Origin of the sequence: Kosakonia oryzendophytica (genome assembly GCF_900094925.1) — a bacterium.
Classification (GTDB): Bacteria; Pseudomonadota; Gammaproteobacteria; order Enterobacterales; family Enterobacteriaceae; genus Kosakonia; species Kosakonia oryzendophytica.
On record NZ_FMAY01000003.1, the window covers coordinates 1 to 23,453 of the forward strand.

The 23,453-nt window shown below is 57.7% G+C and carries 19 protein-coding genes and 1 pseudogene; 7 read left to right on the top strand and 13 right to left on the bottom strand.

Annotated features, from left to right (window positions below):
• Positions 1 to 363, bottom strand: a 363-nt coding sequence (locus GA0061071_RS06135; RefSeq protein ID WP_276326304.1) for a POTRA domain-containing protein, incomplete at its 3' end; no start/stop codon positions are given.
• 330 nt (positions 364 to 693) lie between these two features.
• Entirely contained in the window at positions 694 to 1,281 is a 588-nt protein-coding gene (locus tag GA0061071_RS06140; protein ID WP_061496815.1) for a TetR/AcrR family transcriptional regulator, read from the bottom strand.
• 108 nt (positions 1,282 to 1,389) lie between these two features.
• On the opposite strand from GA0061071_RS06140, the gene GA0061071_RS06145 reads away from it, so the two are divergent.
• Entirely contained in the window at positions 1,390 to 2,133 is a 744-nt protein-coding gene (locus tag GA0061071_RS06145) for an SDR family NAD(P)-dependent oxidoreductase (protein ID WP_088236689.1), read from the top strand.
• A 54-nt stretch (positions 2,134 to 2,187) separates the two neighbouring features.
• Here the strand turns inward: GA0061071_RS06145 and GA0061071_RS06150 are convergent, their stop codons facing one another.
• The 7 genes from GA0061071_RS06150 to entC form a co-directional block, all read right to left on the bottom strand.
• Complete coding sequence (locus GA0061071_RS06150) at positions 2,188 to 2,385, bottom strand: YbdD/YjiX family protein (RefSeq protein ID WP_000460621.1); 198 nt, start codon at positions 2,383 to 2,385, stop codon at positions 2,188 to 2,190.
• 49 nt (positions 2,386 to 2,434) lie between these two features.
• Entirely contained in the window at positions 2,435 to 4,540 is a 2,106-nt protein-coding gene (gene cstA / locus GA0061071_RS06155) for a pyruvate/proton symporter CstA (RefSeq protein ID WP_061496819.1), read from the bottom strand.
• Positions 4,541 to 4,720: 180 nt separating this feature from the next.
• On the bottom strand, positions 4,721 to 5,134 hold the full coding sequence (gene entH, locus GA0061071_RS06160) for a proofreading thioesterase EntH (RefSeq protein ID WP_061496821.1): 414 nt from the start codon (positions 5,132 to 5,134) through the stop codon (positions 4,721 to 4,723).
• Positions 5,135 to 5,881 (bottom strand): 2,3-dihydro-2,3-dihydroxybenzoate dehydrogenase EntA, encoded by a 747-nt coding sequence (gene entA, locus GA0061071_RS06165; protein WP_088236830.1) that lies wholly within the window; start codon positions 5,879 to 5,881, stop codon positions 5,135 to 5,137. It abuts the gene before it with no gap.
• 8 nt (positions 5,882 to 5,889) lie between these two features.
• Entirely contained in the window at positions 5,890 to 6,741 is an 852-nt protein-coding gene (locus GA0061071_RS06170; RefSeq protein WP_088236690.1) for an isochorismatase, read from the bottom strand.
• 10 nt (positions 6,742 to 6,751) lie between these two features.
• Positions 6,752 to 8,362: a (2,3-dihydroxybenzoyl)adenylate synthase EntE gene (gene entE / locus GA0061071_RS06175; RefSeq protein WP_088236691.1), complete on the bottom strand. Its 1,611-nt coding sequence runs from the start codon at positions 8,360 to 8,362 to the stop codon at positions 6,752 to 6,754.
• Positions 8,363 to 8,371: 9 nt separating this feature from the next.
• Complete coding sequence (gene entC / locus GA0061071_RS06180) at positions 8,372 to 9,547, bottom strand: isochorismate synthase EntC (protein ID WP_061496829.1); 1,176 nt, start codon at positions 9,545 to 9,547, stop codon at positions 8,372 to 8,374.
• A 187-nt stretch (positions 9,548 to 9,734) separates the two neighbouring features.
• On the opposite strand from entC, the gene fepB reads away from it, so the two are divergent.
• Positions 9,735 to 10,694, top strand: a complete 960-nt coding sequence (gene fepB / locus GA0061071_RS06185) for a Fe2+-enterobactin ABC transporter substrate-binding protein (RefSeq protein WP_061496831.1) — start codon at positions 9,735 to 9,737, stop codon at positions 10,692 to 10,694.
• A gap of 20 nt (positions 10,695 to 10,714) precedes the next feature.
• On the opposite strand, the gene entS is transcribed toward fepB, so the two are convergent.
• Entirely contained in the window at positions 10,715 to 11,950 is a 1,236-nt protein-coding gene (entS, locus tag GA0061071_RS06190; RefSeq protein ID WP_088236692.1) for an enterobactin transporter EntS, read from the bottom strand.
• 112 nt (positions 11,951 to 12,062) lie between these two features.
• Here entS and fepD point away from each other — a divergent pair, with 112 nt between their 5' ends.
• The 5 genes from fepD to GA0061071_RS06215 all read left to right on the top strand — a co-directional run bounded on the left by fepD (position 12,063) and on the right by GA0061071_RS06215 (position 18,001).
• A complete protein-coding gene (fepD, locus tag GA0061071_RS06195; protein ID WP_088236693.1) occupies positions 12,063 to 13,067 on the top strand; it encodes a Fe(3+)-siderophore ABC transporter permease in 1,005 nt (334 codons plus the stop codon).
• Positions 13,067 to 14,056 carry an iron-enterobactin ABC transporter permease gene (fepG, locus tag GA0061071_RS06200; RefSeq protein ID WP_088236831.1) on the top strand — a complete coding sequence of 330 codons (990 nt, stop codon included), beginning with the start codon at positions 13,067 to 13,069 and terminating at the stop codon, positions 14,054 to 14,056. The genes fepD and fepG overlap by 1 nt, the downstream gene beginning before the upstream one ends.
• Positions 14,053 to 14,850 (top strand): iron-enterobactin ABC transporter ATP-binding protein, encoded by a 798-nt coding sequence (gene fepC, locus GA0061071_RS06205; RefSeq protein ID WP_088236694.1) that lies wholly within the window; start codon positions 14,053 to 14,055, stop codon positions 14,848 to 14,850. The genes fepG and fepC overlap by 4 nt, the downstream gene beginning before the upstream one ends.
• A gap of 422 nt (positions 14,851 to 15,272) precedes the next feature.
• On the top strand, positions 15,273 to 16,349 hold the full coding sequence (locus tag GA0061071_RS06210) for an alpha/beta fold hydrolase (protein ID WP_088236695.1): 1,077 nt from the start codon (positions 15,273 to 15,275) through the stop codon (positions 16,347 to 16,349).
• Positions 16,350 to 16,375: 26 nt separating this feature from the next.
• Complete coding sequence (locus tag GA0061071_RS06215; protein ID WP_088236696.1) at positions 16,376 to 18,001, top strand: methyl-accepting chemotaxis protein; 1,626 nt, start codon at positions 16,376 to 16,378, stop codon at positions 17,999 to 18,001.
• 39 nt (positions 18,002 to 18,040) lie between these two features.
• On the opposite strand, the gene entF is transcribed toward GA0061071_RS06215, so the two are convergent.
• The 3 genes and pseudogenes from entF to fes form a co-directional block, all read right to left on the bottom strand.
• Positions 18,041 to 21,928 carry an enterobactin non-ribosomal peptide synthetase EntF gene (gene entF, locus GA0061071_RS06220; protein ID WP_088236697.1) on the bottom strand — a complete coding sequence of 1,296 codons (3,888 nt, stop codon included), beginning with the start codon at positions 21,926 to 21,928 and terminating at the stop codon, positions 18,041 to 18,043.
• A complete protein-coding gene (locus tag GA0061071_RS06225; RefSeq protein ID WP_061496848.1) occupies positions 21,925 to 22,143 on the bottom strand; it encodes an MbtH family protein in 219 nt (72 codons plus the stop codon). Before GA0061071_RS06225 ends, entF begins: the two co-directional genes overlap by 4 nt.
• Positions 22,144 to 22,170: 27 nt before the next feature.
• Positions 22,171 to 23,388, bottom strand: a pseudogene (gene fes, locus GA0061071_RS06230) (enterochelin esterase); the annotation flags it as partial.
• Positions 23,389 to 23,453: the final 65 nt, after the last annotated feature.

Consider the following 23,453-nt stretch of genomic DNA (forward strand, 5'->3'; position numbering starts at 1 on the left):
CCGGCTGATATACCAGTCAGAAATGGCGGCGGTGAGTTCCGTTATTTTCGCCATATTCAGGCACCGGTTCAGCCAGGGCGCGGTCAGTTTTTGCTGCGCCTTTGCGCTGATAAGGGTGACGCCGGAAAGGGTGATGGTGTGAACGGTAAAACAGGGGCCACCGGGCTGAGAGGCTGGCGCGCTCTGGCCTGCACGCGGCAGCGGGATGCTGCGCTCCAGTTCGTCGCGCTGTTGCTGGTTCTGCAGCAGCAGTTGTTCCTGCTGCTGACGCACGGCGTCGCGATCGGCCGGAGACAAAGGCGCGGCCTGCGCCGTTATCGCCATGAATAAAAATAAAACCAGATAACGCACGCGTTCATCCATGAGAAAAAAAGTCCCGCCCAGATAATTTAGGTTAAGTTTGAATTAATAATAATTTTTTGAGTATATTCCTATGGAACAAATACAAAGGCAATATGTGAAAAGTGCTTTTTTATTATTCATCGATAATTTGACTTTAAGAGAGAATATATCCATAGATATTGCTCTCAGTATTTCTCTTTATTGCACTCACTATTAACAATATGGAAAAATGAATATTAAAGAAGTGAAATAATACTTACTGATATTATTTCACTTCTTTTATTGCGGCATTATTATCCACACATAAAGTGAGAGTATTCACTTAAAAAGCCAATATAATAATTAAGGCCATTATGCAGGCCAGAGCGCCATGGCCATTCTGGCGACGCCGAGCAGCGTTTCGCAGCTTGCCCCATCCCGCGCCTGAATCGACATTCCCTGCTGGATGCTGACGTATAACCGCGTCAGCGCATCGATATCCGTCGTGGCCGGTAAATCCCCCTGCTCCTGCGCCTGCGTTAATCGCGCTTTGAGCAGTTCCACGCCGCCGTTGCGTAACTGTTGTACCCGCGCGCCAAGCCGATCGTTGCCTTCGCTGGCGACCGCCGACAGCGTCACCATACACCCGTGCGGCATACCGCTGCGCGTCAGCGTCTGCGCCGAATGCACCAGCCATTGCGCGATGGCCGTTTTCGGCGACGGTTCGCTGTCCATCCCACCCCAAATCAGCGGCGCAACGGTCTGTTCGTAGTGCTGTAAAACCTCATCATAAAGATCCTCTTTGCTGCCGAACGCCGCATACAGGCTCGGGGACTTAATACCCATCGCCTGGTAGAGATCGTTCATCGACGTGGCGGTGTATCCCTTCTGCCAGAAGAGTTTCATCGCTTTGTCCAGCGCATCGGTACGGTCAAATTCCCGTGGTCTTCCCCGGCTCACAGTGCCTCCTCACATTTTGTGCTGATCGGTATATTAATACTATTGACGGCGAGGTGAAAGCCTGTTTACTTTAATTATGTATCAATCGACACATAATTAGGAGCCACCATGTCACACTCACTTGCAGGTAAACGCGCGCTGGTCACGGGCGCCAGTCGCGGTCTGGGTAAAGCCATTGCACTCACGCTGGCTCAGGCAGGCGCCGATGTCGCCATAACCTGGGAAAAATCCGCAGACAAAGCCGAGGCCGTTGCCGAATCGATCCGCGCGCTGGGGCGTAAAGCCGTGGCGATTCAGGCCGACAGCGGCAACCCACAAGCCGCACGCGCCGCCGTTACACAGGCGGTAGACGCGTTAGGCGGGCTGGATATTCTGGTGAATAACGCCGGTATTGCACGTGCCGGGCAACTGGAAACGATGTCGCAGGAGGACATCGACGCACAGATCAACGTCAACATTCGCGGTGTCGTTTACACCACGCAGGCAGCAATCGCGCATTTGCCTCGGGGCGGACGCATTATCAACATCGGCAGTTGCCTGTCCGATCGCGTACCGTTCACTGACGTTGCCATCTATTCCATGACCAAATCGGCGCTGAACTCGTTAACGCGCGGGTTGGCGCGGGATCTCGGGCCGCGTGGTATTACCGTCAATATGGTGAAACCCGGCTCAACCGACAGCGATATGAACCCGGCGGATGGCGAAGGCGCTGAAGAGCAGCGTCGGTTAACGGCACTGGGGCATTATGGTGAGGCGCAGGATATCGCCGAAGCCGTGGCCTTCCTTGCCAGCCCGGCGGCAAAACAGATCACCGGTACGGATATTGTGGTAGACGGCGGCACAAACGCCTGAGTGACGCGCAAAAAAAAAGCGGCGCAAAGCGCCGCCTGATAGCAAAACCGGGGATCAACAGCAGCGCGCGCCGCCTTTGCCACCGTAGCGCGCATCCTGACGCTCGCGGAAAAACTCCTCGTAGGTCATTGGCGTCTGATCCGGGTGTGTCACGCGCATATGCTCAACGTAGTTGTCATAATCCGGAACACCAATCATCATTTTCGCCGCCTGGCCTAAGTACTTACCGGCTTTAGAGAGCGTGTCGAACATGTTATCCCCTCATCCACCCTCTCCCCACAAGAGAGAGGGGGAAACATGGTTAATGAACGCCTTTCGCGTGACCCACAATCTGGCCAACATCTTCCGGCATCGCCTCATACGGCGTCTCTTTTGCCGTTGGGTGATCCACTTTCAGCGCCGCCAGCGCGGTTTTCAGCGAGTAGAACGCCAGAACTACCACCACCACCATAAAGAAGATGGTCAGACCGGCATCGAGACGGTTATTAAACACCAGTTGCGCCAGTTGTGACTGGGTATACTGCGCCGGAATCGTCCCGCTGTCGATCATCGCCTGGAACTTATTGGCAATGGCAAGGAAGCCAACTTTATTGTCCGGGCTGAAGGCTTTTTGCCAGCCTGCGGTGAGCGTACAGACCAGCAGCCAGGCGGTAGGCAGCAATGCAACCCATGCATAACGCTGGCGTTTCATCTTAAACAGCACCACTGCGCACAGCATCAGCGCCATACCGGCCAGCATCTGGTTGGCAATGCCGAACAGTGGCCACAAGGTGTTAATACCGCCAAGAGGATCCACCACACCCTGATGCAGGAAGTAGCCCCACGCCAGCACGCACAACCCCGTCGCCAGCAGGTTGGCGGGCAGCGACTCGGTACGTTTCAGGTTCGGGGAAATCACCCCCAACAGATCCTGCAACATAAAGCGCGCCGCGCGCGTCCCGGCATCCACCGCCGTCAGGATAAACAGTGCCTCAAACAGAATCGCGAAGTGATACCAGAACGAAACGCCCATTAAACCGCCAAGCGCACCGTGCAGAATATAGGCCATGCCGACCGCAAGCGTAGGTGCGCCGCCTGCACGGGAAATAATCGACTGTTCGCCCACTTCTTCTGCAATCTGCCGCAGAGTATCCGGCGTGATACTAAAGCCCCAACCGCTCACCACCTGCGCAGCAGACGCCACCACATCGGCGGTTCCTGCCGGTGCCAGCACGGCCATGGGGCTGTTCATCGCGAAGTAAACGCCCGGATCGATAATACAGGCTGAAACCAGCGCCATGATCGCCACGAACGACTCCATCAGCATACCGCCGTAGCCGATAAAGCAGGCTTGCCCTTCGCTGGCGAGCATTTTCGGCGTGGTACCGGAGGAGATCAGCGCATGGAAGCCAGACACCGCGCCGCAGGCAATAGTGATAAACAGGAACGGGAACAGGCTCCCACTCCACACCGGACCGGTGCCATCAACAAACTTCGTCAGCGCAGGCATGGTCAGCGTTGGGCGCATAATCAAAATGCCGATCGCCAGCCCGATAATGGTACCGATTTTCAGGAAGGTAGAGAGATAGTCACGTGGTGCGAGGAGCAGCCACACCGGCAACACGGAGGCCACAAAACCGTACCCCACCAGCATCCATGTTAATTGTACGCCGGTAAAATCAAAATACGGGGCCAGCGCCGGGTTTGCCGCCACCCAACCGCCGGAAATAATGGCGAACACCAGCAGCACCAGGCCAATCACCGACACCTCGCCAATGCGTCCCGGACGCAAATAGCGAATATAGATGCCCATAAAAATCGCCAGCGGGATGGTAAAGGCCACGGTGTAGGTTCCCCACGGGCTGTGGGTCAGCGCTTTCACCACAATCATCGCCAGCACCGCGAGGATGATCACCATGATCATAAAGGTCGCCACCAGCGCAATCACCCCAACAGTCGCGCCCATCTCCGCTTTCACCAGTTCGCCAAGCGAACGCCCGTCGCGGCGGGTGGAGACAAACAGCACCATAAAGTCCTGCACCGCACCGGCCAGCACTACACCTGCCAGGATCCAGATCATTCCCGGCAGATAGCCCATTTGCGCTGCCAGCACCGGCCCCACCAGTGGGCCTGCCCCGGCAATTGCCGCAAAGTGGTGACCAAACAATACTTTCTTGTCTGTCGGCACATAGTCGAGACCATCGTTGTGCCGTACCGCCGGTGTCATGCGCGTCGGATCCACCTGCAGCACATTTTTGGCGATATAAAGACCATAAAAACGGTAAGCGATAAGATAGATACAGACCGCAGCCACCACAATCCACAGTGCATTGATCTGTTCGCCGCGATTCAGTGCGATATAACCAAGAGCAAACGCTCCAACAAGGGAGAGCACGCCCCAAATAAGGTATTTCCCTGAGTTGTTCATAGCGGTTATCCGTTGAGAGATAAAGAGATGTTACATTTTGTTTCTATATCAACTCGCGGTTTTTAACAACTTTGAAACAGGGAAAGTTCGTCCTGACAGCAGGCATTTACCTCATTGTGTTACCAGGATCACTTATAGGGGGAGAGGATCCCCTCTCCGGACACAGAGAGGAGGAAAACGTTAGCCGAGGATGGCCGTACTCAGGCGGCAGGTACAGCAGCGGCGCCCCTGCTCATCAAACACCACAATCTCCCAGCTTTGACTCTGGCGGCCAAGGTGCAGCGGCTGGCAAACGCCGCGCACTTTGCCTTGTGAGACAGGGCGATGGTGCGATGCGTTTAACTCCGTCCCCACCACGCACTGGCCATCGCGGGTCATCAGATAACCGGCCATCGACCCCAACGTTTCCGCCAGTGCCGCCGACGCGCCGCCATGCAGTAAACCAAAAGGCTGATGCGTGCGGGTATCCACCGGCATTTCCGCTTCCAGTAGATCATCGCCAAGGCGCGTGTAGACAATGCCCAGGTGCGCCACCAGCGTGTTATCACTGGTGCCGTTCAGCTCCTCCAGCGTTAAATGGCGTTTCCAGATCATTTACGCCCCCAGTGTTGAACCGCCATCCACCACAATATCCTGCAGGGTGATATGGCTGGCCAGATCGGAAGCAAGGAACAGGATGGTGTTCGCCACTTCCTGTGGACGGGCAATCTTGCCCAGTGGAATGCCCAGTTTGAACTGCTCGCCAAAGCCGCGAATGCGCTGTTGTTCTGCGTCATCGCTGACCCATAGCGAGCGTTGCATGTCCGTATCCGTTGAACCTGGCGAGACAACGTTGCAGCGTACATGGCTTGCCGCCAGTTCCAGCCCGACGCTCAGCGCCAGGCTTTTTAGTGCAGCTTTCGACGCGCCATAGGCGCTCATGCCGATGCGCGGTGTATGCGCCGCATCGGAAGCGACAGTGACAATGGCCCCGCCCTGCTGACGGCGAAACTGCGCCATTGTCTGGCGAAACAGATTGAACGCGCCGCCAACGTTAACGGCGAAAGTCTGCTGCCAGGCATCGCTGGAGAGTTCATCCGTTGCCCCCATATGCAAAATCCCGGCGGCATTGACCAGCACATCTAACCGTTCGCATTGTGCCAGCAGACGTTGACAGACGGCTTCTGTCTGTTGCGCATTGGCGATATCCATCACCTCGCAGGAGAAAGGATAATCGCGACCGGCAAACACCCGATCAAAACCGGTCACCTGCGCACCAGCCTCCACAAAGGCCAGCGCTGTAGCGTAACCAATCCCCTTCCCGGCGCCGGTCACCCATACCGTTTTACCGGTAAAATCCAGCTGGGCCATCATTTCACCTCGCGAGAGAGCAACGCCCACCAGGCATCAATCGTCGGGTTCTTCGCCAGCATCACAAAGTCGATATCGCCGTGCGCTTTGCGCCAGCGGGCCGCCAGCGCCATCATGCGTACGGAATCCAGACCGTAGTCGATAAGGTTTTCATCATCCAGCGGCTCGTCGGACTCATCCAGCAGCGGCAGGATCAGTGCCCGCAGTGCAGCTTTGCTTCCCGGAACGGGTAACAGATCCTGGGTCATCACTACGCGCCCGGCACGCCCGGCCACGTACTTGAGCGACATCAGGTGATCCTCACGGCTGAAGTCTGCCAGCGCATCCGCAACCATAAACGGTTTGATATCGCGCATAAACGCATCGGTAGCGGTGGTCATACAGCCAATGTGCGAATAGACGCCGGTGATGAGCAACTGGTTGCGGCCGGTCTCTTTCAGCGCCTGCTCCAGCGGCGAGCGGTGAAACGCGCTGTAGCGCCATTTAACCAGTACAGTATCGGCATCATCGGGCGTCAGTTCCGCCACGATTCGCTGTTGTTCCGGTGAACGGGTCAGTCCCGGTCCCCACATGTCGTTCAGCAGCGCACGATCTTCATCACTCTGCTCTTTCGGCTGCGCCGTGTAATAGACCGGAATATGGTGCTGTTTGCAGTAGCGACGCAGGGCGGCAATATTCGCCACCACCTGTTGCATCATCGGGCAATTCTCGCCCCAGAAGTTAACAAAATACTCCTGCATATCGTGGATCAACAGCGCGGCACGTTCAGGCTCAAACGCCCAGTTGACTTTGTTTTCCGGGATGTCGGCTGCCGCTGGCAGTGCGTAGCCCTGTAATGTTGGAATCGCCATCTTCTCTCCTTTACGCCGGTGTACGCTGTGCTAACCACTGGCGTAATTGTTTTTTATCCACTTTACCGACCGGCGTCAGCGGCAGCGCCTCAAGGCACTCCACGCGATCCGGCAGTTTGAATTCCGCTACCCCTTGCTCACGCAGGAAGCGACGAACCGCCACCGCGCGCAATGGCGTTTTCGTCACCAGCCAGGCGCAGCTCTTTTCGCCAAGCAGGCTGTCTTCCATGCTGACCAACGCCGCGTGGATCACAGCCTCATGGCGCAACAGCAGGTTTTCGATCTCCTCGGCGGCAATCTTCTCGCCGCCTCGGTTGATCTGATCTTTTTCACGCCCCTGCACGGTGATATAACCCTGCTCATCAATGGCAATCAGATCGCCGGAGCTGTAAAAGCCGTGTTCATCAAAGGCACTGGCATTATGTTCCGGGCTGTTAAAGTAGCCGCGGAAGGTGTAGGGCCCGCGCGTCATCAGACGCCCCACCTGCCCTGCAGGCAGCGGGTTGCCGTTTTCATCCGCCACCCAGACTTCGTCATCCGGGCACATCGGGCGCCCCTGGGTATGGATAATCCGCTCAATGGGATCATCCAGCCGGGTATAGTTCACCAGCCCCTCCGCCATACCGAACACTTGCTGCAACTGGCAACCCATCTCCGCCGGGATCCGCGCAGCCAGCGTAGTTGACAGCCGTGCGCCGCCCACCTGCAACAGTCGTAACGACGCCAGTGAAGCATTACTGCTCCATTCCTGAATCGCCTGTAGCCACAGGCTGACCGCGGGCGGCACCAGTGCGGTCACGTTAATGCGGTGTTTTTCAATCAGCGGGAAGCACAGCGTCGCACTGGGATCGGCGGCCAGCACCACGCACCCTTGCGCCAGGAAAACGCCCAGCGCACCAGGAGAACTCATCGGGTAGTTATGCGCTGCGGGCAATGCGCACAAATAGCGGGTGTCAGCGGTAAACCCGCACACCTCGTTGCTGCGCACAATGCTGTAGTAGTAATCGTTATGGGTACGGGGGATCAGCTTCGGCGTACCGGTACTACCACCAGAAAGCTGGAAGAATGCCACCTCATCAGCAGGCGTCGGTGTGGTAATAACGTTCTCCGCCGGGCGGTCGATCGCCGCGTCCAGCGCGTGTTCCCCCCTATCGCCGCGCAACAACACAACACGCACCGTGTCGTGTTCCGCCACAAAGGTGGTGACAAAGTCATCGCTGGCAAACAGCGAATGTTCACGATCGGCAATCAGTAATACCGGCTTGAGTTGCGTGGCATAGGCATTCAGTTCGTTGCGCTGGTGGCTAAACAAAGCATTCACCGGCGCGACACCGATTTTCAGCAACGCAAAAAAAGTGATGTAAAACTCCGCCACATTTCCCAGTTGCACCAGCGCGGTTTCCCCGCGTTTGATGCCCAGCGTCTGGAGCGAACAGGCCAGGTTATCCGAGAGCTGATTCACCTGGCGGTAACTGTACGTACGATCGCCGTCGATCACCGCCGTGGCATCACTGTGCGCGTGACGGGTGAGAATGTCGGTCAACGGTAAGTCCTGCCAGTAGCCTTTTTCGCGGTAACGGCGGGCAAACTCATCCGGCCAACGGGTAAAAGGAAGGGCCATCTCAGTTCCTTAATGCAAGCCAAAGGCATTCAGCATGGTGGTCAGTTTCACGCCGGTTTCACGCCACTCCGACAGCGGAGACGAGGCAGGAACAATCCCGGCACCGGCAAACAGCCGGACGGTGTTACGGTGAATACGGGCGCAGCGAATAGTCACCACCCACTCGCCGTTTCCTTCGGCGTCACACCAGCCGACAATGCCGCCAAACAGTTCGCGGTTGAACGGTTCCAGCTCAGCGATCAGTGTCTTCGCCACCTGGTGCGGGAAGCCGCTCAGCGCGGGCGTTGGGTGCAACAGGCAGGCAAGGCTTAAAGCGTTTTCATCGTCGTGCGCGACACCGTCAATCGGCGTCGCCAGGTGCCATAACGTTGGCGTCGTCACCAGTTGCGGAGAGTCGGGCAGCGTCAGGGAGCGGCTGCGTGGTTCGAGTACCGCTTTCATCGCCTGGGTCACCAGTTCATGCTCGTGGCGATCTTTTTCCGACGCGAGCAGCTTATTGCCTGCTTCGCGATCGAGCATATCGTCCGGCTGGCGGCGTGCAGAGCCTGCCAGCGGCAATGAACTGAAGCGGTTTTCCTCTTTGCGCAGCAGCAGTTCGGGGCTGGCACCCAGCAACGCGCCGCCATCGGGCAGCGGGACATGGAAATTGAAGCTGGCCGGATTTTGCGCTATCAGACGTTCCAGCAGCACGCCGCTGTTGATATCGCTGTCGGTGGCAATATCAATCAAACGGGAGAGCACCACCTTATCCACTTCCGGCGTGGCGGTTTTCGCCGCACCGCGCTCAACCATCTGCATAAAGTGATCTTGCTCCGGGATAAATGTCTGCGTCGTCACGTTTGGCATCTCGCCGGCGTTGAAATAGCGAGCCGATCGCTGTTTCGCCGGGCGGGAGAATGTCTGCCAGGATTGCGGAATAAACAACGCAGAAGGCTGCGTGGTATCAAAAGGAATTGCACCGACCATCACCGGTCTGGCAATGCCCTTCGCTTTTGCGCTGGCAAAAGCCTGCGCCAGTTTTTGCTGGAAAATGCTGTCCTGAGCGTCGCCACCTGCGGCGGGCTCAGAGAAACGGGCGAAGCAGCCGGACGTGGTAAAACTGCGGTACGGCGACATAAAGAAAAACTGATCCGCGGCCAGCGTTTGCACAGACTGCTGGGTTTCCTCAGCCAGGGACGTATCCATATCATTCTCCAAAATGATAAATTAACTAATAATGATTATCATTTGTATTTTGTGAATGGATAGGATAAAAATTTCCTATTGGCCATGTCAATATAAGAATCGACTTCCTGTACGCCTCCGCTTGCATCTGCCTCATGCAACATTGAAAATGAGAAGCATTAACTTCAATAAAAACAGGACGCATCTCGTGAGAGCCCTTTCGCATTTCCGTAAGCCATTATTGTTATTAAGTATTTTCGTTTTAGGACTATCCTCAGCGCTGGCTGCCGACTGGCCCCGTCAGGTAAACGACAGCCGCGGCACACACCAGCTCGACAGCAAGCCGCTGCGCATTGTTTCCACCAGCGTAACCCTTACCGGTTCATTGCTGGCGATAGACGCACCGGTCATTGCCAGCGGCGCAACGACGCCGAATAACCGTTTTGCCGACGATCAGGGCTTTTTACGCCAGTGGGGTGACGTAGCGAAACAGCGTAAGGTCGCGCGGATTTACATCGGCGAACCGAATGCCGAAGCCGTCGCCGCGCAAATGCCGGATCTGATCCTGATAAGCGCCACTGGCGGCGACTCCGCACTGGCGTTGTACGATCAACTTTCCGCCATCGCGCCGACGCTGATCATCAACTACGACGACAAAAGCTGGCAGGCGCTGCTGACGCAACTTGGCCACATCACCGGTCAGGAAAAACAGGCCGAAGCGCGTATTGCCGCGTTCAATCAGCAACTGGCGGATGTAAAAGCGCATATCACCCTGCCGCCGCAGCCGGTCAGCGCGCTGGTCTATACCCCGGCTGCACACGGCGCCAACCTGTGGACCCGCGATTCCGCGCAGGGAAAGCTGATGCAACAGCTCGGCTTTACCCTTGCTGACCTGCCCGCCGGGTTGCAAACCAGCCAGAGCCAGGGCAAACGCCACGATATCGTGCAACTGGGCGGTGAAAACCTGGCCGCCGGGCTGAACGGTGAAGCGCTGTTCCTGTTCGCCAGCGACCAACAGGATGCCGACGCCCTGAGCGCAAACCCGCTGCTGGCGCATCTGCCCGCCGTGCAACACAAACGCGTTTACGCCCTGGGCGCCGAGACGTTCCGTCTCGACTATTACAGCGCCACCCGCGTGTTGCAGCGTCTGTCGGCACTGTTTGGTTAATTCCGTTGGGCTGGCAGTGATTACGCCGCGGGCTGCGTCTGACGAAAACGTCGCAGCTCGCTGAGCCCGCCCACCAGCGCCAACCCAACGACCGCCAGCACCAGCCCACTGAGACTGGCGGAAGAGACCGGCGTCATCATCGACCCCATCGCCCCCAACAACGCCGCGCCAATGGCATCGCCGGTGACGTTTTGCGCCGTCCACAAACCATTTATGCGCCCGAGCATCGCTTCCGGGGTCTGGGTTTGCAGCAGTGTGTATTGCAGTAGCGAACTTACCGCCGTCAGCCAGCCGCACAGCGCCAGAAATACCACGCCCAGCGCCCAGAAAGGCATCAGGCTGAATAAGCCAATAGCAATAAACGCCCCGACGGCGGTGATCAGCATAATCACCCCGGGACGCTCGCTGTGCGCCAGCTTACCGCTGGTCAATGCACCAATAGCCGCCCCCAGCGGCAGTGCGGCATACAGCAACCCGATCTCCGCCGCCGACATATTCCAGCCAATGGCCAGCGCCGGGTACAGCACGCGTACTGCGCTTGCCATCGTCAGCAATCCGCCAAGCAGCGCAATACCGCCGATCAGCGGATTACGCAGTAAAAATTGCAGCGCCGTCAGCAGCGATTTCAACGGGTGCTCGCGCGGTTGGGGAGGAGGCGGCAACGCAGGCAAACTGAGTAACGGCAGCAAGGTAATAAACGTGCCTGCCGCGGCCAGACCGTAATTCCACACCACCCCGCCGGACGCCAACAGCAACCCGCCGCACATAGGCGAAATCACCGAGCCGAAGCGAACCGTCAGCATGGTGATCGCGCCCGCCTGCATCAGATTTTCCCGCCCGACCAGCGCAGGCGTCGCCGCCAGCAGCGCCGTGACGCCCAGCGCGCCGAAAAAACCATCCCACACCCCGAGCAGATAAATGGCCACCAGCGACGGTTCCGGCAAGAGCGCATTCAGGCACAGGCCGATGAAACCCACGCCACAGGTAGAGCGCGCCAGTAAAATCAGTTTCTTACGTTCGTAGCGATCCGCCAGCACCCCACCAAGCATCAGCCCAACGAACATCGCGCCGCCGGTCAGCGTCACCGCCAGACCCACCTGCCAGCTGGAGTGGGTCATGGTCTGGATTTGCACCGGCACCGCCACGCCCAACAGCCCGAGCGATAAAATCGAGATAAAACGCGCCAGAAATACCGCGCGGAAAGCCGGATGCGTTTGCAGCAGGCTCAGGTTCAACAGCCAGGATTGTTGCTTCATTACAACGCCTTAAATACGCACTTTTTGTGTCCATTCGCAGGCTATGCATGTTAACATATCAAAACAAGATCGATAACGATAATTACTATCATTATCACGTTTGGGATGCTTTATGTCGTTTTCTGCTTTCCCGGCGCGCCCCGTCGCCCTCGCCGGGTTATTGATACTGCTGTTAGCAGCCGCAGCACTCAGCCTGTTTATTGGCGCAAAAAACCTGCCCGCCACCGTGGTGCTAGATGCCCTTACCGGCGCCTGCCAGAGTGCGGACTGCACCATCATCAAAGACGCTCGCCTGCCGCGTACGCTGGCGGGATTGCTCGCGGGTGGCGCGCTCGGGCTGGCCGGGGCGTTAATGCAAACGCTGACCCGTAACCCGCTGGCCGACCCCGGCCTGCTGGGCGTTAATGCGGGAGCCAGCTTCGCCATTGTGCTCGGCGCGGCGCTGATCGGTATCACCTCCCCCACGGAACAACTGCTGCTGGCATTTTGTGGTGCGCTGGCAGCATCGCTGCTGGTGGCGTTTACTGGCAGCCAGGGCGGCGGACAGCTTAGCCCGGTGCGCCTCACGCTGGCGGGTGTTGCGCTGGCCGCCGTGCTGGAAGGGTTGTCCAGCGGCATCTCGCTGCTGAATGCCGATGTCTACGATCAACTGCGATTCTGGCAGGCAGGCTCGCTGGATATTCGCACCCTGCATACCCTGAAGATTGTCGCGCTGCCGGTACTGCTGGCTGCCGTAGCCGCGTTGCTGCTAAGCCGATCGCTTAACAGCCTGAGCCTCGGCAGCGATACGGCCACCGCGCTGGGCAGCAAAGTGGCGCGCACACAGTTGCTCGGTCTGTTGATCATTACCGTCCTGTGCGGTAGCGCCACGGCGCTGGTCGGCCCGATTGCCTTTATCGGCCTGATGATGCCGCATATCGCACGCTGGCTGGTGGGAGCCGATCACCGCTGGTCGCTGCCGGTCACGCTGATCGCTACCCCGACATTGCTGCTGTTCGCCGATATGATTGGCCGGGTGATTGTACCGGGTGAATTACGCGTCTCCGTGGTCAGCGCCTTTATCGGTGCACCAGTGTTGATTGTGCTGGTGCGCCGCGCGCGCGGAGGCGGCTTATGATGGCGCCTTCCCGTCGCCTGGTCGCCAGTTGCCTGCTGATGGCGCTCATCGCACTGCTGCTGGCCGTATGGAGCCTGCGCAGCGGCACTGTCCCCTTGGCGTTCTCGCAGGTTATTGCTGCGCTGACCGGCGATGCACCCCGTGCCATCCAGCTTGTGGTGACGGAATGGCGTTTACCGCGCGTGTTGATGGCGTTACTGGTGGGCGCGGCTCTCGGCGTCAGTGGGGCGATTTTCCAGTCCCTGTTGCGCAATCCCTTGGGCAGTCCGGATGTGATGGGATTTAATACCGGTGCCTGGAGCGGCGTGCTGGTGGCCATGGTGCTGTTTGGCCAGCATATGACCGCCATTGCCCTGGCGGCGATGGCGGGCGGTATGGTGACATCGCTGCTGGTCTGGCTGCTGGCCTGGCGCAACGGGATTGAAACCTTCCGTTTGATCATCGTCGGCATTGGTGTCCGCGCAATGCTGATGGCGTTTAACACCTGGCTGCTGTTGCATGCCTCGCTGGAAACGGCGCTCTCTGCCGGGCTGTGGAATGCCGGTTCGCTGAACGGGCTAACCTGGGCGAAGACCCTTCCCTCCGCGCCGCTGATTGCGCTGATGTTTATTTTTGCCGCCCTGCTCGCCCGGCGTATGCGCTTACTGGAGATGGGCGATGACAGTGCTTGCGCGCTCGGCGTCAGCGTCGAACGCTCCCGGCTGATGTTGATGCTGGTCGCCGTGGCGCTCACCGCCGCCGCCACGGCGCTGGCAGGGCCGATTTCGTTTATCGCGCTGGTGGCGCCGCACATCGCCCGCCGCCTGAGCGCTACTGCCCGTTGGGGACTGGTCCAGTCTGCACTGTGCGGCGCCCTGGTATTGCTCCTGGCAGACATGTTTGCCCAGCAAGGCTTTACGCCGTACCAGTTGCCGGTGGGCGTCGTCACCGTCAGCCTCGGCGGTATTTACCTTATCGCCTTGTTAATTCAGGAGTCCCGCAAAAAATGATCGACACACAAACCCGTTTGCGCGGCGAAGCGTTAACCCTGGGTTACGGCAAAAAGATTGTCGCCGAGCAGTTAAACGTCGCCATTCCCGACGGCCATTTCACCGCCATTATTGGCCCCAACGGCTGCGGCAAATCGACGCTGTTACGCACCTTAAGCCGCCTGATGACCCCCGCGCAGGGGCATGTTTATCTGGATGGCGAGCAGATTCAGCGTTTCGCCAGCAAAGAGGTGGCGCGGCGCATTGGCCTGCTGGCACAAAATGCCACTACACCGGGAGACATCACGGTACAGGAGTTGGTGGCGCGCGGTCGTTACCCGCACCAGCCTCTGTTTACCCGCTGGCGTAGAGAGGATGAAGAGGCCGTTATGCGGGCGATGAAAGCCACGGGTGTCGATGCGCTGGCCAGCCAGAGTGTGGATACGCTCTCGGGAGGACAGCGTCAACGGGCATGGATCGCCATGGTGCTGGCGCAGGAAACGGCGATCATGCTACTCGACGAGCCGACCACCTGGCTGGATATCAGTTACCAGATCGATCTGCTGGAACTGTTAAGTGAACTCAACCGCGAACAGGGTTACACGCTGGCCGCGGTACTGCACGATTTGAACCAGGCCTGCCGCTACGCAACCCACCTGATTGCCCTGCGGGATGGCAGGATCGTGGCACAGGGGGCACCCAAAGAGATCGTCACCCCGGCACTGATTGAGGCGGTATACGGTTTACGTTGTATGATCATTGACGATCCGGTGGCACATACCCCACTGGTGGTGCCGCTGGGGCGCAGCAGATAACAGGTTTACTTTCCCCACCCGGAACCGCCAGAAAAACGTTATTTATGATGCGCAGGTATATCGACATACCTGCGCATTTTTTTCGTCGTCGCACAACATTTTACTGTAACCAATAAATGATATTCTTTATGCTATTTTCCGCCCTCTTTATTCTTAAGCGGCAATAACGTTATTATTAAGGAATACTAATACTGACGGCAATATAACTATCAAAAACCTTAATCAATATTAATCCCTCAGACGATACACCCCTTTCAGATATTTTAGCGTAAGAAAAACCGCCTGAAAAATATCCCGCAGAAACGCAAAAACCAAGAACGTCATGCTTTTTTGCGTCCCCACCATTAATGTCTATTGGGATTTATCTCAATAAAAACTAACATCAGGTTTCCAAAACCTGCATATATCCAAAAGGTTATTTTATGTTTATCCGTATAATAACAGGGGTGGCTGGTGCCATTCTGTTAACGCTGTCACTTTCGACTCACGCAGCCCATTCACCTCCCGAACCGGAAGAAAAGGAGTGGATTGCTAAAGCGTTCACCTTTAATAACGGCGAAAAACTGAACGACCTGCGCATTCATTACTTCACGCTGGGGGACAAAAGTAAACCTGCCGTATTAGTGCTACACGGCACCAATCAACCCATTAAGGCCTTATTAGCCCAGGGATTTGCCGGCGAGCTGTTTGGTCCGGGTCAGGCGCTGGATAGCCGTAACTACTTTATTATCATGCCGGAAAGCATCGGTTCAGGAAAATCATCCAAACCATCAGATGGCTTACGTATGGCATTTCCGCACTATGATTATGACGACATGGTGACCGCGCAATATCGCTTAGTGAAAGAAGGTCTGGGCATTTCGCATTTACGCCTGGTCATGGGGTATTCAATGGGGGGCATGCAAACCTGGCTATGGGGTGAAAAATACCCGTCGATGATGGATGCGCTGGTGCCGATGGCATCACAACCCAATGAATTATCCGGACGTAACTGGATGCTGCGACGGATGTTGATTGAGTCGATCAAAAACGATCCTGCCTGGGCTGAAGGCCATTACCGCCAACAACCACCCGCGTTAAAAACAGCCAATATTATGTTCAGTATTGCCACAACGGGTGGCACGCAGGCCTTACAACATAAAGCACCAACCCGCGCGCTGGCGGATAAAGTGGTGGATGAGCGACTCGCTGCGCCTGTCACTGCCGATGCCAACGATTTTATTTATCTCTGGGGCTCGTCCGCAAATTATAACGCTCTGCCCGCTTTAAAGAATATTACCGCCCCCATGCTGATCATTAATTCAGCAGATGACGAGCGTAATCCACCAGAAACCAGCACGTTCAGCGAAACATTAAAGCAGATAAAACAGGCTGAACTGTTCCTTATTCCGGCAAGCACTGAGACCAGCGGGCACGGCACCACAATGTCCGCCAAATTTTATAATGAAAAGCTAAAAACGTTTTTAGCCAGTACGGCTAACGAACACGCCAAACATTAATCTTCGTAGCAGACAGGGAATATTCAATGTTTCGTAAAATAAAGATCCGCACCGCACTCAGCATAATGATTTTCTCGCTGACGGCACTATTACTTTTCGTGGGAATTTTGGGTTCAGTCGCCGTACAATCGGGAAATAAATCTTTTGCCCACGTCGATACAGAAGTATTACCGGGGCTTGTCGCACTGAATGAAAGCTCTGAATTATTACTGCGCGGCCGCCTGGATTTACGTCTTTACGAATCCCTGATGGGCAGTGGCGAAACGGAAAAAGCAAAAGTAGCGCTGGATCGTGCCAAAAGTAAAATCGATAGTGCCAGTGCAAAATGGCAGGAGTACCTGAAATACCCACAATCCGCTGAAGAGCAGGCAATTGCCGCAGAAATGGCGGCATCGCGCGAGACGCTGATGAAAACATTTATTGGCCCGGCGTTTACCGCGCTGGAAGCCGGTAAACTGGATGAATATCGCCAGTACGCCGGGAAATCCACCGCACTGTACGCCGATTTTGATAAAGCCTCGAAAGCGCTGGTCGCCTGGAAGCTAAAAAGCATTGATAACGCCTACGACGACTCCAATAACCGCGTTACACGGATGTCGTTCGCTCTCTATTTCTCTATCGCCTGTGCGTTGGTGCTGGCCGGGCTGGCCTGGTCAGTGATGACCAATCTGATCGTCAAACCGCTCAATCATGTGATTACCGTGTTCGACCGTATTGCCGAAGGTGATCTACGGGCACGCATCGATATCAGCGGTAAAAACGAGATAGCCCAGCTCTTTGCCGCCGTCCAGCGTATGCGTGATGGACTGGAAAACATTGTGCAGAGGGTACGTAGCGGCACGGATGCTATCGGCTCGGGTGTGGAAGAGATCGCGTCCGGGAATATCGATCTCTCCAGCCGGACAGAGCAGCAGGCTGCCTCACTGGATGAAACCGCCTCCAGCATGGAGCAGATCATGGCGACGGTGAAAAACAACGAAGAGAACACGCGCAAGGCAAACGATCTGTCGCAGAAGGCAGCATCGACGGCGTCCCGCGGCGCTAACGTGGTGTCTCATGTGGTTTCCACCATGGATGCGATTGAAAAAAGCTCCGCCAAAATTGGCGACATTGTGGGGGTGATTGACGGTATTGCCTTCCAGACCAATCTTCTGGCGCTTAATGCGGCGGTGGAAGCGGCTCGCGCCGGAGAAGCCGGTCGCGGTTTTGCCGTGGTAGCCTCTGAAGTGCGCGTCCTCGCGCAGCGCAGCGCCACGGCGGCGAAAGAGATTGGTACGATGATCAATGACTCTCTCAGCCGTATTAAACAGGGGTCAGGGCTGGTGAAAGAGGCGGGCGCGACCATGAACGACGTGATGCTCGATGTCAAAAAGGTGGCGGATATTATGGATGAGGTGATGATGGCATCCGGCGAGCAGACGCGGGGCATTTCACAGATTCACATTGCGATCCATCAAATGGACGGCGTGACTCAGCAGAATGCCTCACTGGTCGCAGAAGTGGCAACCGCTGCCGGTTCCCTGCAACAGCAGGTGGCGCATTTGCAACAATCGGTGACGCGCTTCCAGCTTGCTGACGCTGGTCGTGCATCCGGAAACGATCGCCATGAGCATGCCGGGCAGCAGAACATGGCATTCGCGAATCTGAGCTAACCGATTCTCCCCCACCCTGCACCGGATGGGGGCTAAACATTACGCCCCTAACACTTCCCGCAATACCGGGCCGATACGTTCAAAGGCCTGCGGTGAGATGATATCCACGTGGGCGCAATCCTGGCGATACACCACCAGTTCTTTCACCCACGGTGCCCAGGCTTTATGCGGATCCGTTCCTGGTTGCAGCGTCCGTTCGGCGACAAACAACGTGGCTTTACCGTCAAACGGCATGCTATGTGCGGTGGTTAACAGGCGCACGGCATCCGCATAGTTGCCTTCAATGTGGCGGAACAGCTCGCCGGAAGTTTGCCCCTGTTGCGCCGCCAGGAAGGCTTGCCGCTCGCGCTCAATTTCTGCCAGCACGTCAGGATCCAGCCCGTTAGCCTCTTTCTCCGCCCAGTTTTGCGTTTCCGGCGGCCAGGTATCAAGCAGCCCGAGGAACGCCACGTCTTCGCCACGCTGGCGCAAGCGTGCGGCAATGCCCTGCGCCAGCGTGCCGCCCAGCGAATACCCGAACAGGTAGTAAGGCCCGTGCGGTTGCTGCGCCAACAGCGTCGCCAGATGTTGCTCGCAGGCATCATCCAGCGTAGCGGCCTGCTGCAACGGCCCGGTCGGGCGCGGTGACTGAATCCCGATAATTGACCAGCGCGGCGCTAAGTAGCGTGCCAGCACGCTGAACTGCCAGGCAAAGCCGGAAGCCGGATGGAAGCAAAACAGCGTGGGGCCATCGCTTTCACGCAGCGGTAGCCGCGTTTCCAGCCCCAGACGTTGCGCCTCTTCTGCCGACAGACTCTGTTCCAGCAGCGCAGCCAGTTTTTCCACCGTCGACGCCACCATAATCTGTCCCGGCGTCACCTGGCGCTCGCATTCACGGCTCAACTGTGCCGCCAGGCGCATCGCCAGCAGTGAGTGGCCACCAAGGGCAAAGAAGTCGGCTTCCGCATCGTTCACCTCGCAGCCCAATAGCGCAGCAAAGGCCTGCGCTACCTGCGTTTCACTGCCCTCACGCAGTGGACGACCGCCGCGTTTTGTGGTCAGCGTTGGCAACGGCAGCGCTTTACGATCGCGTTTACCGTTGGCGCTCAGCGGCAGTTCCGCCAGTTGTAGCAATAACACCGGCACCATGTGCGGCGGTAACTGTTCACGCAGTTGCGCCTGCAACGCGGCGGTATCCAGCGGTAAGCCGGACGCCGACACCACATACCCCACCAGTTGACGCGCATCGCCGCCGCTGGCTGCTGCCTGGTTGAAGACACACGCATGAGCAACCGCCTGCGCGACATCCGGTAAGGTCAACATGGCGCGATCAATTTCGCCCAGTTCAATACGCTGACCGCGAATTTTTAGTTGATCGTCGCTGCGCCCGAGGTACTCCACCGCGCCGTTATCCAGCCAGCGCGCCACATCCCCGGTGCGGTACATCCGCTCGCCAGCAACAAACGGATCGGCGATAAAACGGCTGGCGGTCAGGTCCGGACGCCCCAGATACCCTTGCGCCAGTTGAATGCCGGTGAGATAGAGATCCCCCGCCACGCCTGGCGGAACCGGGCGCATCATGGCATCCAGAATGCGTAAGCCGGTATTCCACACCGGGTAGCCAATGGGCACGCTGTTGCCTTGTACGCGTGCCAGCGCCTCGCCGTACGCCGGGTACCAGCTCACGTCCACCGCCGCTTCGGTCGGGCCATACAGATTGTGCAGTGGTGCGCCCGTCAGTTGCTGCCACTCACGGCACAAATCGGCAGGCAGCGCTTCACCGCTACAAAACACCTGTTTCAACGTCCGGCAGCTCTGCTGCGCACTTTCCGGCGTCAGTGAGGCGACAAATGCCGCCAGCATCGACGGGACAAAGTGGGTGGTGGTCACGCCATAACGGGCAAAGAATGCCTGCAACGCCTGCGGATCGCGGTGCGCTTCCGGCTCTGCCATCACCAGTTGACTACCGGCAATAAACGGCCACCAGAACTCCCACACCGAGACGTCAAAGCTGCATGGCGTTTTTTGCGCGACCACATCATCACCCTTCAGTGGGTAATGATCCTGCATCCACAGCAGGCGGTTAACGATGGCGGTTTGACCAACCATCACCCCTTTCGGTCGCCCGGTAGAACCCGAGGTGAAAATGATATACGCGGTGTGATCGGGGCGCGTCAGGTTAAGCGGTTCGCAACTGCCTGTTGCCAACGGCTGCTGATAACAGAAATGGGCAAGGCCTGGGATATCGCTAAAACGCGCCCGTTGATCTTCCGAGGTGATCAACAACCGCGGTTGCGCATCTTCCAGCATCATGCGCAGGCGATCGTCCGGATAACCGGTATCCAGCGGCAACCAGGCAGCACCCGCTTCCACAATACCGTGCAGTGCCAGCGTCAGAAACACCGATCGCGGCAACGCCACTGCTACGCTATCGCCGGGCTGTACACCAAGCTGGCGCAACTGGTTTGCCAGCGCGATCACCTGCTCACGCAATTCGCGGTAGCTGAACTGCCAGCGGGCATCCGCCAGCGCGGGCGCGTCGGGCGTTCTCGCCGCCTGTGCTGCCACCAGCGCGCTTAACGTGGTCGCTGGCAGCGCAACCTGCGTCGCGTTGATTGTCGCCAGTTGTTCGGCTTCGTGTGGCGCAATCAACTCCGCATCGCCACAGCGCAGCGTCGGATTGTCGGCAAACTGGCGCAGCAATTCCGGCAGACGCGCAATGTGCGCAGTCAGTGTCTGCCTATCATAACGACTGCGATTCGCCAGCACTTCCAGCGTCAGGCCGCCCTCTTCGTGCGGGAACAGGGCAATCTCCAGATCGTTCACCGGCCCGGTCGCCAGCGTGTGCGTGACGCCGTTGATGCCATCAACATCCAGCAAATAATCGAACATTTTGACGTTAAAAACCGGGCCAAACAGCGGCTCGTCTCCGGCAGCGCGCCCGGCATCACGCACGATTTGCTCGGCATCATACCGCTGATGGCGGCGCATCGCTTTCAGCGACGTGGCAAGCTGTGTCGCCAGCGCTGGCAGAGTTTGCGTGGCATCCAGGCGAACACCCAGTGGCAACACATTCAATACCGGACCAGTGGCAGTCAGCGCCGCCGATCCCATGCGCCGCATAAAAATAAAGCCCGCCGCATAATCAGTGCGTCCGCAAAGTCTTCCCAGCCACAATGCCACCAGTGCCAGTGCCAGGTCTGCCGGGGCATTCTGCGGCGCGGCCTGGGTTAAGCGGCGAAATGCCTGCGCATCCATCGCCACATTCAGCCGCAGGATGTCGGTGGTCGCCGCGCGTCCGGGCAATGGCATGGCGGAAAGCGATACCGGCGGCGGCAGTTCGCTGCGCTGTTTCGCCCAGAAGGCACTGTCCCGCTGCCAGCTCTCACTGTCCCGGTAACGCTGATACTCATCCACGACCTCAGCAAACGGCGTGAATGGCGAAGAGGGAGTGGGTTCACCACGGCGCCAGGCGCTGTAAATGGCAGCAATCTGGCGGGTAATGGCCGGGAAACTGAAGCCATCCACCACCAAATGATGATAACGCTGATACCAGTACCAACGTTGTTCGCCCACGCGCAGCAACTGATGGAACACCAACGGTTTGCCGCTCTCTACACGCAGGTTTTGCCCGAGATCGGCCTGCATCGTACTGAGGGCGGCGGCGTGCGGGTCGGACTCGCGACGAAGATCGACAATCGCCGGGAGGGCAAAGGTCTGCGCGTCGTCCACCCATTGCCACACATCACCGTTATCTTCCGTAAAGCGCATGCGCAGCGTATCCGCTTGCATCATTCCGGCGACAATCGCTTGTGCCAGCAACGCCGCATCTATCTCTCCCTGCAACTCGACATAGTGCGCTACGCTCCAGGCATTAGGCAGTGATGAGAGTTGTTCCGCCATCCAGATCCCTGGCTGGGCGGCCACCAACGGTAAACGTGTGCTCATTGGTCGCTCCCTGATTGCGCGTAGTGCGCCGGGGTTAATGTCCGCCAGTTCGCCGCAAGCCAGGCGTTGCATTCCGCCTGCGGCTGCGGCTCGCACAGAACACGCCAGCCGGTGGGTAAGCTGCACTGCGCAGGCCACAGACTGAACTGCTGCTGCGAATTTTGCAGAATGTAAAATCGCCCTTGCGGATTATCGAAGGGGTTGGTGAATTCCATAGCAAACTCCTGTCGTGGAAAGGCGCTTTAGCGCGGGCGGGTCAGCGGCTGCCAGAGCGTCATAAGCCCGGACGTCAGCCCGCCCCGCCAGCAAAGCGCATCATGTCCGCCGTCTACCTGACGCCAGAAAACCGGCTGCTGTGTGTGTTGCAACAGAGAAAAGAGAGCCTGATTGGCCCGAAAAATGACCGGCTCACGTACACCCGCCTCCAGCACAATGCGCAGGCCGTGCGGTTGAAGCTCGCCGTTTTTAAGTTGTTCAATGAGGATGCCGTCCTGCTCCCCGCCCCGGTGCGGCCACCAGTACGAACCGGACTGGCTGAGCACACAGCCAAAACGTTGCGGCCAGTGCAGCGCGGCATACAACGCCGAAAGACCGCCAAAACTCTGCCCGGCGACGACGGTGCGATCGGCGCGATCGCTGAACGGAGCAAGTGCCCGCACCTGCGGTAACAGCTCTTCTTGTACCGCTTCCCAGAATGCGGCGTTGCAAGGTAACTCCTCGCTGCGATGCGCATTATCAATCACGTCAATCAGCACATAGACCGCATCAGGCAGTTGCCCCGTACGGGTGAGCGATGCCAGCGCTGGCCACACCGGCATGCTTTTCGCCCAGAACTGACCGTCCAGCAGGATCGCCAGCGGGCGTTGCGTCGGGTCGCTGTCGCCAGTCGTATACACCCAGACAGTTCGCGCGTTGTTCAACCGCTGACTGCGCCATTGCAGACGCTGCGGTTCGGTAAACGGCGTTTCGGCATCGCGCCAGCCGGGTTGTAATGGCGCATCAGGCATCTCCAGCGCCGACACCGGATGACCGCGCCCGCCGCGCCAGCTTTGCGGGTTCAGCGGATCGGCAATCGCATGGGAGAGTAACCTGCGCCAGCCCTCACGCAGCGCCTGGCGGTCCGGCGGCGTAGTGTTAAACACGTCCGCAGAGAAATCGTCGTTATTTTCAGACGGGATCAGACAATAACTGCCACGCCAGCCCGCTTCCAGCCGCGTTGTCCAGTACCAGACATCCGTACCGGCAATGCGCGTCAGCGATTGCGGCAACGCCTTTTGATGGTGATCGGTGACGCCGGTAATGTAAATCCATACCCGGCGCACGTTTGATGTCGCTTCCGTTCCTGCCGGGTCCCGCCACCAGAAGGTCACACTGTATTCTTCCGGTGTCGCTTTGACCCATTCCGGCCCCTGTTTCGACTTCCACCAGGCATCACTTCCCGTTGTTGACGTCACGACTTTAACCTCAAATTGGCTGTGGAAATTTTTGCTTGCAGATCAAAAAATATCGATAATATTATTGATAA